We start from the raw sequence: 13,467 nt of genomic DNA on the forward strand, positions 1-13,467 counted from the left end.
GTCACGCTTTTTTTATTTATTGAATAATCTGAGAAGTAATTCCTATGACCCTCAGGCCAGTTTCCGCTGCGGTGACTGCTATGATGACGGGCAATCAGAGGAGACAGCTATGACGACGCAAAAAGTGGCGGTAATCGGTGCGGGTGTGATCGGCCTTGCCGTAGCGTGGGCGCTGGCAAGGCAGGGCGCGCAGGTGACCCTCTTTGACCGGCAACACATGGGCGCGGGCACCAGCAGCACCACATTTGCCTGGGTGAACTCCAACGGCAAACAGCCTGCCAGCTATCACCGCCTCAACGCGCTGGCGATGGAGGAGCATATCCGGCTGCAGCTGACGCAGACTAATGGATTGCGCTGGCTGGAACCTTGTGGCACCTGGGAGTGGGCCGGCGCGGATGAAGCCGAACAGCAACTGCAGCAGCGTGCCACCGCCTTGCAGGCCGCTGGCTATGCGGCACGGCAAAGGACGCTGGCCGAGCTGCAGCAGGAAATTCCTGAACTGCGCGCGTCTGCGGTGCACGGCAGCATCTGGCATTTTCCAACGGAATCGGTGCTCTATCCAGCGCTCTATCTGGCACGGCTGTGGTCAGAGGCGCAGGCGCACGGCGCGGTACTGCATCAGCATCAGGCGATTCAGCACATCAGTGAAAATGCGGAAGGCGTGACGGTGCAGCTGGAGCAGGGTGAGCAGTGGCAGGGTGATCGTCTGGTGCTGGCGACCGGACGCTGGGCCAATCAGCTGCTGCATACGCTTGGTCTGGAACTGGCGCTGATTGACACCAGCAAGCCTGATGCGGTGGCCTGCAGCTTTCTGGCGCGCACCGCACCACAGCCGTTATCGCTTGGCACCAACCTGATTTCTCCGCAGCTGAACGTGCGGCCGGACGGCGGCGGGCGGTTACTGTTACAGGCACTGGATCTCGATCACCTGGCCGATCCAGGCGCTCCGCCGTCGACTCATAGTGCCATCGCCGATCAGTTTCGTGAGCGCTACCGGGCGCTGTTTGCCACGGCTGGTGCGTTGCAGATCGAGCAGATTGTCGTCGGGCAGCGGGCGCGTCCGGCAGATGGCTTGCCGGCGCTGGGCTTTGTCACCCCGCATCAGCGCGTGTATGTCGCGGTGACGCACAGCGGCATCACGCTGTCACCGCTGATTGGCCGGCTGGTGGCGCAAGAACTGATCGGCGACAGCCCCAGCGATCTGCTGAAAGAGTTCCGTCCACAACGGCTGATCGGCAAAACCGCCAGCGCGTTTGCACCGATTCAGCGAAACTTTCCGGCGGCACAGTGAGCGAAGCGATGGCGCAGACCACAGGGTGGCGGATTGATTAATTTTTAACCTGAATTAAGGCGTAGGCTGATCGCGATCAAAAAAACATCTGCCGGGCTGCTCAACCATGGAAGGCGAAACATAAGCCAAATGGAGGTGAGTATGCGTACCACCCTGATGACGCTGCCGCAGATGGCGCATTACCTTGATATCCCCTGTACCACGCTGGCGCGTGCTATGTGCAATCGTGGCACGCTGGAGAAATTGCCGCTGCCGGCGGCGGTTGATGACAGCCTGCCGCTCTCCTCTCGCTGCTGGTCACGCGAAGAGGTCAGGCAGTTTCGCCATCGGCTACAGCGCCGCCGCCATCAGCGCTAAGCGAATCCAGCCGGTCGTCCTGACCGGCTGAATATCAGGCAGCGACACCATTCGGCCGTGCAGCGACATGACCGGCCCACAGGCTGGCAACCCACTTCACACCTTTCGCGGTAAACCGTGCCTGCGAAAAAGCATGCTGGTTTTCACCCATTCCGCTGCGCAGCGCAAAATAGCCAGCCTGCAGATGGTGCTGCTGTGGCGTCAGCGCACCTTTGTCACGGTACATAATGTTGCGCTCAAGCAGAAACTGCCGAAACTCCGGCTCTTTCACTTTGAGCATTTTGCACAGCTGGCGAAAGCCCAGCGACTCATGCACATCCACAAAGCGATCAAAGAATTCTGCCTTTGGGGCCGTCAGCGCCAGTTGCTGTTCCGCCGCACGGCGTTGCTCAAACTGTTCTGCCCAGGCACGGGCCGCTTCCGCCGGATTGGTGAAATCGGGCAGATGGGTGAATTTTTCCCGCTCCTGCCAGCGGTCCAGCAGTTCGGCGGTAAAGCCAGGGGAAAGACGAGCAACCGCCAGCAGCGAGTCACGTTTATTTAGCTGAAACTCCTGACGTGTCTCACCTTCATGCTCGTAATGATTCACCGTGACAGGCTGGGAAAGGCGCTGCGCGGTTTCCAGGCTTTTAATCAGGCGCTTCACTTCGCCATGCGTGATGCCGGTTATTCTGGCAATTTCACGGCTGCTCATCAGCAGGGTTGCGTTGAGAGCAGCAAGACTTTCCGTTGAGATCATCATCAGTATCACCTCTTACAAACGTGGAACAGTCCATCAGACTGCTGGATAAGTATACAATATACTGTTTGCATATCCAGTATTATTTTTAGCCGTTGCTGTAAGAAATGCCTGTCTGCGAGATATCGCACAAAGCGCAACTGCGCCGGACCCCGCTCTGCACCCGATACCGATACGCTTGCCTATTCGACTATTACTACCAGGCTTAAGCGATTCAGGTTAAATAAAGACAGCCTTTCGTTACGCTTATTTATGAGGAGCTGATTATGAAAGCGTTAACTTATCATGGCCCACATCGGGTGCGTGTTGAAACTGTTCCTGAACCGATTTTAGAGCAGCCGGACGACATTATTTTACGCGTCACCGCGACGGCAATTTGCGGCTCCGACTTACATCTTTATCGCGGGAAAATTCCCGGTACCGATCACGGTGATATATTTGGTCACGAATTTATGGGTGAAGTGGTCGAAGCGGGAAGTGAGGTTACCAACGTAAAAATTGGCGATCGCGTTGTGGTGCCCTTTGTTATTGCCTGTGGCGACTGTTTCTTTTGTCATTTGCATCAGTATGCGGCCTGTGAAAATACCAATAGCGGGCGCGGTGCTATTTTAAACAAGAAAAATATTACCCCGCCTGCAGCGTTATTTGGCTACAGCAAACTGTATGGTGGTGTGCCGGGCGGCCAGGCGGAATATGTACGGGTGCCAAAAGCCAATGTCGGGCCATTTAAAGTGCCGCTGGCGCTACCGGATGAGAAAGTGCTGTTTCTCTCCGATATCCTGCCCACCGCCTGGCAGGCAGTGCAAAATGCCGGGCTGGATAAAGGCTCCAGCGTCGCCATTTTTGGCGCCGGCCCGGTCGGGTTACTGAGCGCCGCCTGCGCGCGCCTGGTAGGGGCGGAAGAGATCTTTATGATTGACCACAACGCTTATCGACTGGAATTTGCCCGCCAGCGTTATGGGGTTACGCCGATCAATTTTGACGAAATCGACGATCCTGCTGGCTGGATCATTGATCATACCCAGGGCCACCGGGGCGTTGATGCGGTAATCGATGCGGTAGGTTTTGAAGCCAAGGGCAGCCTGACGGAAACGGTGATGAGTAATCTGAAGCTGGAGGGCAGCAGCGGGAAGGCGCTGCGGCAGTGTATTGCGGCGGTACGCCGTGGCGGTGTGGTCAGCGTGCCGGGCGTGTATGCCGGCTTTATCCACGGCTTCCTGTTTGGCGATGCATTCGATAAAGGACTGACATTTAAAATGGGCCAGACGCATGTGCAGGCCTATTTACCGCGCCTGCTGTCGCTGATTGAGCAAGGGCTGCTGACGCCGGAAGAGATTGTGACGCACCATATGCCGCTGGAAGAGGCCGCGCGCGGCTATGAAATCTTTGAAAAACGCAAAGAGGATTGCCGCAAAGTGATTCTGGTGCCCGGTATGGCCAGTACCACGCCGGCGGCCTGAGTGCTGACAGGCTGCCTGACGGCAGCCTGCTTCTGTGGCTTAACGCACGATGTCTTCATCGCGGTCGTTGAGCTCAGGTAGTGCAATTTGCCGTGAGGGCGCGTTATCCAGCCGATCGCCATAATCAGCACTGACATCGGGCAGGCTGGTAAACTGGCCATCGACGAACAAAAAGCTCAGGTGTTTTTCCACCTCGGCCAGTAGTTCGTCCACTTCCTGCTCCGTTTCTCCTCCGGCATCTTTACCATCCAGCTGCCAGCGATAACGATCGCCCACTCTTTCCGCACCGCCAATATCAACGATGTGGCCATCGATATTTTCCACCAGTAAACGCTGACGGGAAAAATAGAGTAAATAGGGCATCCGATCGCGATTGTTTTCTGACATAACATAACTCCTTCATGACGTTACCACGGTTAGCGCAGAAAATAATAGCGAAACGTAAATACTGCCCAATATACCGCGTTCAGACCTAAATAAGCCCAGCACCCCCAATAAGCCACAGGCTCGCGACGGGTGCGCAGTTTAGGTAAGAAAGCCAGTAAATAACCGGCTGCAGCAATAAGCGAAACGAAATAAAGTAGTTTCATGCGCTCTCCTGAATTTATTATCGTCTGATAAGCATAGTCAGGATAAATAAGGTTGGGGATAGCGCAGGTGATTCAGGGATTAATCAGTTGCTGCAGCGCCGCTGCGCTGGCGGCATCATCCGGCACATACACCAGCAGGCGGTCACCGTTGCGTGACGCCGACCACCAGTTGTTCTGGCGCAGCGTCATTTCGCCCACTTCGGCACGGTAAAAGCGTTTTACGCGGTTTTCCACCTTGCCCAGTTCGTAGCGCTGCCAGGTGTGCGCGAACTCATCGGAACTGTTCAGCAATCGCGCCAGGAAGCTCTCCCAGTGCGGATCGCCCAGATGCTCGCCCATCTGACCGCGAAACATCGCCACCATCTGTGGCATTACTTCGTCCCAGTCGGTCATCACGTTGCGCCAGCCGGCATGGTTGAACGCCAGCCAGATACAGTTGCGATCTTCCGGCGCGATCTGGGCTAAATCGACGCCCATCAGCGCGCACCACGCCTGGTTATAGCCGAGGATATCGAAGCGCGGCGTTTCGATGATCGCCGGCAGCTGAATGGCATCCAGCATTTGCTGATTATGTCCGGCGAGCTTGCAGCAGGCAGCAGCGACGCGCGTCGATGGCAGGGTGTGTCCGGCCAGCGAAAACAGATGCTGCGTCTCTACATCATTGCATTGCAGGGCGCTGGCGATGGCCGTCAGCGTTTTGGTGGAGGCTTTGATATCGCGCCCCTGTTCCAGCCAGGTGTACCAGGTGACGCCGACATCCGCCAGCTGCGCCACCTCTTCACGGCGTAAACCCGGCGTGCGGCGCTGACGCATACGCGGTAAACCGAGGCGGTTAGGATCAAGGCTCTCACGGCGCGTACGTAAAAAGGTACCGAGTAATTTACGGTTGTTCAGCTCAGCGGGGGTAAGGGTTTGCGCGGTGCTCATCAGCAGCTCTCCAGACGAGACGGGTAGAATTTATACCATGATAATCAAGAACTGGTACCCGTTTAACGGTTAGGTGATGCTATGCCGTAGTGAAACTAAAAACAAGGTTAACGCTATGCAGACATCGCAACTTCAACGTGCAGGACTGGTGGTCCTGCTGGCCGGGCAGCTATTGCCGATGATCGACTTTTCCATAGTCAACGTCGCGCTGGATGCGATGGCGCAATCGCTGCGTGCCTCGCCGATCGCGCTGGCGCTGATCGTGGCGGTGTACGGTATCGCTTTTGCTATTTGTCTGGCGATGGGCGGACGCCTGGGCGATAACTTTGGCCGCCGTCGCGTGTTTCTGGCTGGCGTCTGGATCTTTGGCATTGCGTCATTATTGTGCGGCATCGCTAACAGCGTCGGCATGCTGATGTTTGCGCGCGCGCTGCAGGGCGTCGGTGCCGCTTTTATGGTGCCGCAGATTCTCGCCACGCTGCACGTTACGCTGCAGGGCAGGGCGCATGCGCGAGCGATTGGCCTGTACGGCGGTATCGGCGGGCTGGCTTTTATTATTGGCCAGGTGCTGGGCGGTTTTTTGATCAAAGCCGATATTGGCGGCTACGGCTGGCGCAGCGTGTTTCTCATCAACCTGCCGATCTGCCTGTTCGTCCTGCTAACCGCGCGCCGCTTCGTGCCGGAAACGCATAATCTCAAGCGCGTGCCGGTGGATGTGAGCGGTACACTGCTGCTGGCTGGCGCGATCGGCTGTCTGATGCTGGCCCTCGCGCTGGGGCCGCTGCTGCACTGGTCGTGGCCGTGTCTGTTACTGCTGGTGCTGTTTCCGTTGTTTCTGCATCGGCTGCGTCACAGCGCGCTGCGACTGGAAGCCGCTGGCGGATCGCCGCTGCTGCCGCCCTCGCTGCTGCGTCTTTCCAGCGTGCGTTTTGGTCTGACGCTGGCGGTGCTGTTCTTCTCCTGCTGGAGCGGCTTTATGTTCGCGGTGGCGCTGACGCTGCAATCCGGCATCGGCATGACCGCTTTCCAGTCCGGCAACGCGTTTATTGCCCTGGGTGCGGCCTATTTTATCGGCTCAATGCGTACTACCCGCATGGTTGAGCGCTATGGTAAACGTGCCACGTTACTGTCTGGCTGTGCGATTCAGATGGTCGGGCTGGTGGCGCTGATCGCGACGCTGCAGCTGAAGTGGCCGCAGGTGGGCATTGCTACGTTGATTCCGGCTACCGCGCTGATTGGCTTTGGCCAGTCGTTTATTGTCAGCACCTTCTACCGGATTGGCATGAGCGGGGTGCCGCATCATCAGGCCGGCGCAGGCAGTGCGGTGCTGTCTACCGTGCAGCAATCGGCGCTGGGACTGGGACCGATGCTGCTCGGCGGCGTGTTCACCCAGATCAATCAGCATGGTAATCATCTGGCAGCCATCAGCGGTACGCTGGCGGTGGAGTTGCTGATGATGGCACTGCTGGTGGTGCTGACCAGCGTCAACCGCCGGACGTTCCAGCCGGCGACGGCTGAAGGCTGACGCCGGAGGGAAAAAGTCAGCCCGTCTGGTCACTGTAAACGCTGACCCTGCAAGGTAATAACAGGTTTTGGGCCGGGTGCGTATTGATGCGCCCCGGCATCTCAAAACCGCTTCGCGCTTACTTTTCCGCCAGGCGTAAACCACTTTCGACATCGAACAGATGAATTTTTTGCGGATTGAAACCGATGCGCAGTGTCGCGCCACTGCTGGCCGCATGCCGTCCGGCCATCTGCATGTGCAGCGCATGACCGTGCCAGTCAAGGTGCAGCAGGGTTGATTCCCCGGTAATCTCCACCACGCTCACCCTCGCAGGCGCGCCGTCCTGCACTTCGCACAGATCGTGCGGGCGCACCCCCAGCGTCACGGCAGCGCCTTCACGTTCCCGTGCCACCGCCTGCCACTGTGCAGGCAGCGGCTGCCACCAGTCCTGACACTGCACGCCCGGCACGCCGTCATGCGTCAGCAATTGTGCCGGTAACAGGTTCATGGGCGGCGAACCAATAAAACGCGCCACAAAGGTATCTGCCGGACGATCGTAAATCGCCAGCGGTGCGCCCTGTTGCACGATGCGTCCCTCTTTCATCACCACAATCTGGTCGGCCAGCGTCATCGCTTCTACCTGATCGTGCGTGACATACACCATGGTGGTTTTGAAACGCTGATGTAGCGATTTGATCTCGGCGCGCAGCTCCATACGCAGCTGGGCATCAAGGTTAGAGAGCGGTTCGTCAAACAGAAACACCTGCGGATTACGCACCATGGCGCGGCCCATCGCCACGCGCTGACGCTGCCCACCCGAGAGCGCGCGCGGGTAGCGTTGCAGCAGCTTATCAATGCCAAGAATCGCGGCGATGCGCGCGATTTTCTGCTGCTGCTCATCGCGGCGTACCTTCTTCACCTGCATATGGAATGCCAGGTTTTCGGCCACCGTCAGATGCGGATAGAGCGCATAACTCTGAAACACCATCGCAATGTCGCGATCGGCGGGATCGCGATCGTTAATCTGCACCTTATCCATCAGAATCGCGCCGTCGGACAGGCTCTCCAGTCCGGCGAGCAGGCGCAGCAGCGTCGACTTGCCGCAGCCGGACGGGCCGACCAGCACGGTAAAACTGCCGTCGGGAATGGTCAGGTCGAGCGGATGCAGCACCGACTGTTTACCGTAGCGCTTGGCCACTTTAACGAGTTCAACACCGGCCATAATTTAAAACTCCTGTGCGCATAGTTGCAGTTGTTGCCAGTCGGGATAGCGACGTGGCTGCGTGCTGATTGCCAGTGAGGCCACCGCAATGCCCCATTGCAGCGCGGTGGCAAGATCCTGCTGATGCAGCAGCGCGGTAAGAAAGCCGGCGTTAAAGCTGTCGCCGGCACCGATTGTGTCGACCACCGCGACCGCGCGACCAGCCTGTTGCAGGCTGTGCTGACGTTGCCAGCAGCCCGCGCCCTGCGCACCGCATTTCACCACGCAGCCGCCGCGCCCGCTGAGCCGTTGCGCCAGCAGGTGCGCGCCGGTGTGCAGATCATCTGCCCCACTCAGCCCGACCGTTTCGACTTCATTGAGCAGCAGCCAGTCGCACTGCGGCAGCCAGCGGGCGATCTGCGCGCGTACCTCATCGCTCCAGCTCTGCGGCGGCCAGCCGGTATCGACGGCAGTGATAAACCCGCGCTGCTGCAGTTCGGCCAGCAACTGCGGATAGTCGTCATACAGTTGCAGGCAGAGAAACGTGCCGCACAACAGCACGATATCGCCGCTGCTGGCTTGCGCCGGAAGCTGGCTCAGCACGTCCTGCGCGCTGAGCCGCACAATGTGACCGAGATTGCTGAGGAACGATCGCTCGTGATCGGAGTGCGTGACGCCAACGGTGAGCGAGGTTTCGCAGGGGTAGCGTGTCCAGTGCGCCGCGCTGTGCGGAAAATGGCTCGCCAGCCATGCGCTGAGGCCGTCATCACCCTGATTAGCGACGGCGCGATGGCGCACCTGCATCGCTTCCAGCGCCAGCGCGCAGTTGCCCGCCGAACCGCCCGGACGCAGCTCACTGTGCTGCAGCATCACTTCGGTGCCGCGCTGCGGCCAGCTGTCCAGCGTACCCATGATGACATCGACATTGATATTGCCCACCACGTAGAGCGTGGCGCGGGCTTCCTTATTGCTCATCATCCTTTGCTCCCGCCACTGGCAAGGCCGCTGACCAGCGTTTTTTGCAGCCAGATAGCGATAAAGAGAGGAGGAACCGACGCCAGAATACCGACGGCGGCAATCAGCCCATCGTCTGTGGCGCGGCCTGCGGTAAAGCCGGCAATGGTGACCGGCAGGGTTTGCGCGGCGATATTACTGGTGAACAGCAGGGCATAGAAAAATTCATCCCACGCCAGCAGCCAGCCAAACAGCGCCGCCGCGCCCAGCACCGGTTTCGCCAGCGGCAGCGTAATGCGCAGCAGCACCTGCCAGACGCGCAGCCCATCAAGACGCGCGGCCTGTTCGATATCCTGCGGCAGGGCATCAAACTGGTTTTTCAGCATCCAGGTGAGAAACGGCAAAATCAGCGAGCAGTACACGATGATCAAACCGGGTCGGGTGTTGAGCAGATCGAACTGCTGCAGCAGAAAGTAGAGCGGCAGCACAAACGCCACCGGCGGCACCATATAGATGGCCAGAGAGGCGAACAGCCAGCCGTCACGGCCGCGATAGCGCGAGAAGCTGAACGCCGCCGGGATCGCCAGCAGCAGGCACACCAGGGTTGCGCCGGTTGCCACCAGCAGGCTATTACCCAGCGCATGCAGAAACAGCGCGCCGGGTTGGCCGGGTTCCAGCGAGATCAACCTGCCGTAGCGGCTGAAATCCCACTGGCGCGGCAGCCACTCCAGCGGCACGCGTGTCAGATCGCTGGTGGCGCTGACGCTCATCAGAAACAGCCAGCCCATCGGTGCCACGACGGAGAGCGCCACCAGCAGCGCCGCCGCGTATTTAGCGCAGGTACGCAGTTTAACCTTCATAGGCACTTCCCCGACGGCGCTGCCGCCACAGTAATAGCATGTAAAGGGTGATCAGCACTGCGCACAGCAGCGTCATTAACATGGCATAAGCCGCACCGCTGCCGGCGCGCAGGTAGCTGAAGGATTCCTGATAGACGTAAAAGCTCAGCGTTTTGGTGCTGTCGACCGGACCGCCGCGCGTCATCACATAGATGATGTCGAAGATCTTAAAGGCGTCGATGGTGCGTAACACCAGCGCCACGCTGAGCGATCCGACAATCGCCGGAAAGGTGATGGCACGAAAACGCCGCCATGCCGATGCGCCATCCAGCCGCGCCGCTTCGTAGAGATCCTCCGGCACCGACTGCAGCGCTGCCAGCACCAGCAGCGTCACCAGCGGATAGTTTTTCCAGATGTCGGCAAACATTACCGCGTTGAGCGCGGAAGCCGGCGACCCCAGCCAGCTGCGGTAGCCATCGATGATACCGAGCTGCGTCAGCAGGGCGTTGATACTGCCGTAGTCCGGATTGAAATTGAGGCGCCACATCATGGCGTTCACAATGGTTGGCAGCGCCCACGGCAGAATCACCAGCACGCGCAACACGTTACGTCCGGCGAATTTCTGGTTGAGCAGCAGCGCAACCAGCACGCCGATGACGCCTTCAATCGCTACCGACACCACGGTGAAGTAGAGCGTGCGCCAAAGCGAGGTTTGAAAATCCGCATCGGTAATGGCGTAGAGATAGTTCTCCAGGCCAATCCATTGCGGTGCTTCACCGCCGCTGCCAATCAGCGCGGCATCGGTAAAACTCAGCCAGATAGTGCGCAGCAGCGGCCAGGCGGTGAGCAACAGCATCACCAGTAGCATGGGTGCCAGCAGCACCCATGCCTGCCGTTGTTCGCGTTGACGCAAACTCAGCATACTGACCCCTTAACGCAGACGCGCCGCACTTTTGTCTACCGCCTGCATGGCCGCTTCCGGTGTCGCGCTGCCGACCAGAACCTGTTGCAGCTGCTGCTGCAGGGTGTTGGAGAGACGTGAGTAATCAGCGGTTTCCGGACGCGACAGCATGACATTCAGCGATTTGTCGGCAGCAGCGATCAGGCTCTCCTGATTCTTACTGACCGCGGGATCCTGGTAGGAGCTTTTCCAGATCGGCAGACTGAGCGTGGCGTATTTATTCTGTACCGGCTGCGAAGTCATGTAACTGATGTACTGCCACGCCTGCTCCGGATGGCTGCTGCCTTTGGCAATGCCCAGACCCATCGAACCGTTGACCGCGCCGAAACGATTGGGCGCATCGCCAGGTGCCGGCATGATGCCAACCTGGCCGGCGACTTTACTCTGTTTGGCATCGTTGGCCATGTTGTACATGTAGGTCCAGTTGAGAGCGAAAGCCGCATCGCCGTTGGAGAAGGCTTTGCGCACGTCCTCTTCCAGATATTCGCGCGAAGCCGGGTTGGTCAGGCCCTCATCGAGCGAGCTTTTCATCAGCTTCACCGCCTGCAGCGAGGCTGGCGTTGAGAAATCGAGCTTACCGTTGTTATAGAATTTGCCGCCGAAGCCGGAGACCAGCGTGGTGTAGTCACACACCAGCGCTTCCGCCTGTGACCAGCTCCATACCAGCGGATATTTAACGATATTTTTCTGCTTAATGATGCGCGCATCATCCATCACCTGCTGCCAGGTTTGCGGCAGATCTTTGATGCCGGCTTTTTCCAGCATCGCTTTGTTGTAGTAGAGATATTTGGTGTCGAGGATCCACGGCATGCCCAGTGTTTTGCCTTTGAACACCACGGTGTTCATTGCGCCGGGGAAGATTTTCTCTTTTTCATCTGCGCTGATACGGCTGCTGACATCCTGCAGCAGGTCGAACTTGCTGAATTCCGCCGGCCAGATGGCATCAAACAGCACCACATCGTAACCGTTGCCGCCCGCGCCGCGTGCCGCGACGATCTTATCGTGCAGCGCTTCGTAAGGAACAAACTCGAGATTGACCTGCACGTCCGGGTGCGCTGTCTGAAACGCCTGCGTCATGGCGCGGATATCGTTTTCACTGTAGGCCGCCTGCGTCATAAACAGGGCGTTAAGCGTAGTGGTAGCCGCTGCCGCGCTGCCCGCGCAGGCGAATAGTACGGCGGCAAAACAACCTTTCATCTGATTTTTCATTGCGTTCTCGCCTTCATGCAGTAGAGGGTGTTTAATTAAATCAATTTGATTGATTTAATATCGCGCACAGATTGCCAGCGCGCAGTGGCTGACAGCAGTGAGCTAAAGCAAGGGACGTGCCAGGGCAGAAAACAACGCTGCCATCCGACACTACTTTGCACAGATTTTTGCCGCTGTCAGGTAAACAGGTTGTAAAATGTGTGGCCGATAATAGATATTGAGGCGGCGGTCCGCAGCAGTGGTTAAAAGAGGGAAGCGAGCAGGATGAAAACGTCGGGAACCAATCTGGAACATGCGCGCGCGCATAATCGTCGGGTGATTATCGAAGCGATACGCCTGCACGGTGAGTTGACCCGTGCCGAGCTGGCGCGACTGACCGCGTTAACGCCGCAAACCGTCTCAAATATCGTCGCTGAACTTGAGCAGGCGGAGCTGCTCACCAGCCGCCAGCCGCGTAAGCAGGGCCGCGGTCAGCCGGCGATTCCGGTCACTCTGAATCCGGCCAGTGCGTTTTCCATCGGCATCCATCTCGACCATCAGACGCTACTGATTGTGCTGGTGGACCTGACCGGTGAAATCCATTTTCGCCGCCTTATTATGGTGCAAAAACCGCAGCCGGATGCCACATTAGCGCGCATAGCCGGGGTGCTGGCGGAGATCAAACAGCAGACCGGGCCGCGCTGGCAAAAAGTGCTGGGTATTGGTGTGGTGATGCCGGGGCCGTTTGGTGTGGAAGGTATCTCATCAATGGGGCCGACCACGCTGCACGGCTGGGAGGATGTCGATATCGCGGCGCGTCTCGCTGAGATGAGCGGACTGCCGGTGACGCTGGAGAATGATGCCACCGTCGCGGCGATTGGCGAACGCTTTCACGGCGTGGCGCGTCATCTTAATTCCTTTATTTATCTGTATATTGGCACGGGCCTGGGCGCGGGCATCATCATGGATGGCCATGTGTACAGCGGCCATGCGCACAACGCCGGTGAAGTGGGGCATGTGGTGGTTGAACCTGGTGGACGTGAGTGTTACTGCGGCAATCACGGCTGCCTGGAGCGTTATGTTTCGCTGCAGGCCGCTTACGAATTCTGCGGACTGGACCCGATGAGCGCGCTGCCGGAAGATTTACTGCAGGTTGACCCGGCGCTGTTTGATCGCTGGATTGATACCGTGCTTACGCCGCTGCGCCAGGGTATAAACATGCTGGAGTGTATCTTTGATGCCGAGAGCGTAATTATCGGCGGCATGATGCCTGCGGTGTTGCTGGATAAAATTATCCAGCGCCTGCCGCCGCTCTACCAATCGGTGCGCGGCCGCTATCTGACCGGCACGCGACTGAAGACCGGCATGACCGGCAGCGACACCGCCGCCCTCGGCGCAGCGGCTCTGCCAATTTTTGATGAGTTTAATCCGCAGTTCCAGGTGCTGATGAAGTGAA

Annotated in this window: 14 protein-coding genes; 5 read left to right on the plus strand and 9 right to left on the minus strand. The window is 58.4% G+C overall.

Features of this window, described 5'->3' with window-relative positions; genetic code table 11:
- Positions 1 to 19 precede the first annotated feature (19 nt).
- Both F3I21_RS10860 and F3I21_RS10865 read left to right on the plus strand, forming a co-directional pair.
- Entirely contained in the window at positions 20 to 1,291 is a 1,272-nt protein-coding gene (locus F3I21_RS10860) for an FAD-binding oxidoreductase (protein ID WP_325924514.1), read from the plus strand.
- A 141-nt stretch (positions 1,292 to 1,432) separates the two neighbouring features.
- Positions 1,433 to 1,648, plus strand: a complete 216-nt coding sequence (locus F3I21_RS10865; RefSeq protein WP_021508891.1) for a hypothetical protein — start codon at positions 1,433 to 1,435, stop codon at positions 1,646 to 1,648.
- A 34-nt stretch (positions 1,649 to 1,682) separates the two neighbouring features.
- Here F3I21_RS10865 and F3I21_RS10870 read toward each other — a convergent pair whose 3' ends face one another.
- Positions 1,683 to 2,390 (minus strand): phage antirepressor KilAC domain-containing protein, encoded by a 708-nt coding sequence (locus F3I21_RS10870; RefSeq protein WP_021508892.1) that lies wholly within the window; start codon positions 2,388 to 2,390, stop codon positions 1,683 to 1,685.
- 263 nt (positions 2,391 to 2,653) lie between these two features.
- On the opposite strand from F3I21_RS10870, the gene F3I21_RS10875 reads away from it, so the two are divergent.
- Positions 2,654 to 3,847 carry a zinc-dependent alcohol dehydrogenase gene (locus F3I21_RS10875; RefSeq protein ID WP_150058880.1) on the plus strand — a complete coding sequence of 398 codons (1,194 nt, stop codon included), beginning with the start codon at positions 2,654 to 2,656 and terminating at the stop codon, positions 3,845 to 3,847.
- 39 nt (positions 3,848 to 3,886) lie between these two features.
- On the opposite strand, the gene F3I21_RS10880 is transcribed toward F3I21_RS10875, so the two are convergent.
- From F3I21_RS10880 to F3I21_RS10885, 3 genes are all read right to left on the minus strand, one after another.
- Positions 3,887 to 4,234 (minus strand): hypothetical protein, encoded by a 348-nt coding sequence (locus F3I21_RS10880; protein WP_021508894.1) that lies wholly within the window; start codon positions 4,232 to 4,234, stop codon positions 3,887 to 3,889.
- A 29-nt stretch (positions 4,235 to 4,263) separates the two neighbouring features.
- The gene (locus tag F3I21_RS23215) at positions 4,264 to 4,437 is read right to left on the minus strand and encodes a hypothetical protein (RefSeq protein ID WP_190286086.1); all 174 of its coding nucleotides are present in this window, start codon (positions 4,435 to 4,437) and stop codon (positions 4,264 to 4,266) included.
- 72 nt (positions 4,438 to 4,509) lie between these two features.
- On the minus strand, positions 4,510 to 5,364 hold the full coding sequence (locus F3I21_RS10885; RefSeq protein ID WP_021508896.1) for a helix-turn-helix transcriptional regulator: 855 nt from the start codon (positions 5,362 to 5,364) through the stop codon (positions 4,510 to 4,512).
- A 115-nt stretch (positions 5,365 to 5,479) separates the two neighbouring features.
- Between F3I21_RS10885 and F3I21_RS10890 the strand changes: the two genes are divergently transcribed.
- Positions 5,480 to 6,889: an MFS transporter gene (locus F3I21_RS10890; RefSeq protein ID WP_150058881.1), complete on the plus strand. Its 1,410-nt coding sequence runs from the start codon at positions 5,480 to 5,482 to the stop codon at positions 6,887 to 6,889.
- Positions 6,890 to 7,007: 118 nt separating this feature from the next.
- Here the strand turns inward: F3I21_RS10890 and F3I21_RS10895 are convergent, their stop codons facing one another.
- Genes F3I21_RS10895 through F3I21_RS10915 form a run of 5 tightly spaced genes read right to left on the minus strand, consistent with a single transcriptional unit; the run spans position 7,008 to position 12,032 of the window.
- Positions 7,008 to 8,090 carry an ABC transporter ATP-binding protein gene (locus F3I21_RS10895; RefSeq protein WP_150058882.1) on the minus strand — a complete coding sequence of 361 codons (1,083 nt, stop codon included), beginning with the start codon at positions 8,088 to 8,090 and terminating at the stop codon, positions 7,008 to 7,010.
- Between the two features lie 3 nt (positions 8,091 to 8,093).
- Entirely contained in the window at positions 8,094 to 9,044 is a 951-nt protein-coding gene (locus F3I21_RS10900; RefSeq protein WP_370515527.1) for a carbohydrate kinase family protein, read from the minus strand.
- The gene (locus F3I21_RS10905; RefSeq protein ID WP_021508900.1) at positions 9,044 to 9,883 is read right to left on the minus strand and encodes a carbohydrate ABC transporter permease; all 840 of its coding nucleotides are present in this window, start codon (positions 9,881 to 9,883) and stop codon (positions 9,044 to 9,046) included. Before F3I21_RS10905 ends, F3I21_RS10900 begins: the two co-directional genes overlap by 1 nt.
- Complete coding sequence (locus F3I21_RS10910; RefSeq protein ID WP_021508901.1) at positions 9,873 to 10,784, minus strand: carbohydrate ABC transporter permease; 912 nt, start codon at positions 10,782 to 10,784, stop codon at positions 9,873 to 9,875. The genes F3I21_RS10905 and F3I21_RS10910 overlap by 11 nt, the downstream gene beginning before the upstream one ends.
- A gap of 9 nt (positions 10,785 to 10,793) precedes the next feature.
- Positions 10,794 to 12,032 carry an extracellular solute-binding protein gene (locus tag F3I21_RS10915; protein ID WP_021508902.1) on the minus strand — a complete coding sequence of 413 codons (1,239 nt, stop codon included), beginning with the start codon at positions 12,030 to 12,032 and terminating at the stop codon, positions 10,794 to 10,796.
- A 264-nt stretch (positions 12,033 to 12,296) separates the two neighbouring features.
- On the opposite strand from F3I21_RS10915, the gene F3I21_RS10920 reads away from it, so the two are divergent.
- Positions 12,297 to 13,466 carry an ROK family transcriptional regulator gene (locus tag F3I21_RS10920; RefSeq protein WP_058759002.1) on the plus strand — a complete coding sequence of 390 codons (1,170 nt, stop codon included), beginning with the start codon at positions 12,297 to 12,299 and terminating at the stop codon, positions 13,464 to 13,466.
- The last annotated feature ends 1 nt before the right edge of the window (position 13,467 follow it).

It is taken from the genome of Pantoea sp. B_9 (assembly GCF_008632015.1).
In the GTDB taxonomy this organism is placed as follows: Bacteria; Pseudomonadota; Gammaproteobacteria; order Enterobacterales; family Enterobacteriaceae; genus Pantoea; species Pantoea dispersa.

What these genes read in the sequence shown, in the direction of transcription:
- F3I21_RS10865 (WP_021508891.1), top strand. Translation starts at nt 1,433, where the DNA reads ATGCGTACCACCCTGATGACGCTGCCGCAGATGGCGCATTACCTTGAT.
- F3I21_RS10870 (WP_021508892.1), bottom strand. Translation starts at nt 2,390, where the DNA reads ATGATGATCTCAACGGAAAGTCTTGCTGCTCTCAACGCAACCCTGCTG.
- F3I21_RS10875 (WP_150058880.1), top strand. Translation starts at nt 2,654, where the DNA reads ATGAAAGCGTTAACTTATCATGGCCCACATCGGGTGCGTGTTGAAACT.
- F3I21_RS10880 (WP_021508894.1), bottom strand. Translation starts at nt 4,234, where the DNA reads ATGTCAGAAAACAATCGCGATCGGATGCCCTATTTACTCTATTTTTCC.
- F3I21_RS23215 (WP_190286086.1), bottom strand. Translation starts at nt 4,437, where the DNA reads ATGAAACTACTTTATTTCGTTTCGCTTATTGCTGCAGCCGGTTATTTA.
- F3I21_RS10885 (WP_021508896.1), bottom strand. Translation starts at nt 5,364, where the DNA reads ATGAGCACCGCGCAAACCCTTACCCCCGCTGAGCTGAACAACCGTAAA.
- F3I21_RS10890 (WP_150058881.1), top strand. Translation starts at nt 5,480, where the DNA reads ATGCAGACATCGCAACTTCAACGTGCAGGACTGGTGGTCCTGCTGGCC.
- F3I21_RS10895 (WP_150058882.1), bottom strand. Translation starts at nt 8,090, where the DNA reads ATGGCCGGTGTTGAACTCGTTAAAGTGGCCAAGCGCTACGGTAAACAG.
- F3I21_RS10900 (WP_370515527.1), bottom strand. Translation starts at nt 9,044, where the DNA reads ATGAGCAATAAGGAAGCCCGCGCCACGCTCTACGTGGTGGGCAATATC.
- F3I21_RS10905 (WP_021508900.1), bottom strand. Translation starts at nt 9,883, where the DNA reads ATGAAGGTTAAACTGCGTACCTGCGCTAAATACGCGGCGGCGCTGCTG.
- F3I21_RS10910 (WP_021508901.1), bottom strand. Translation starts at nt 10,784, where the DNA reads ATGCTGAGTTTGCGTCAACGCGAACAACGGCAGGCATGGGTGCTGCTG.
- F3I21_RS10915 (WP_021508902.1), bottom strand. Translation starts at nt 12,032, where the DNA reads ATGAAAAATCAGATGAAAGGTTGTTTTGCCGCCGTACTATTCGCCTGC.
- F3I21_RS10920 (WP_058759002.1), top strand. Translation starts at nt 12,297, where the DNA reads ATGAAAACGTCGGGAACCAATCTGGAACATGCGCGCGCGCATAATCGT.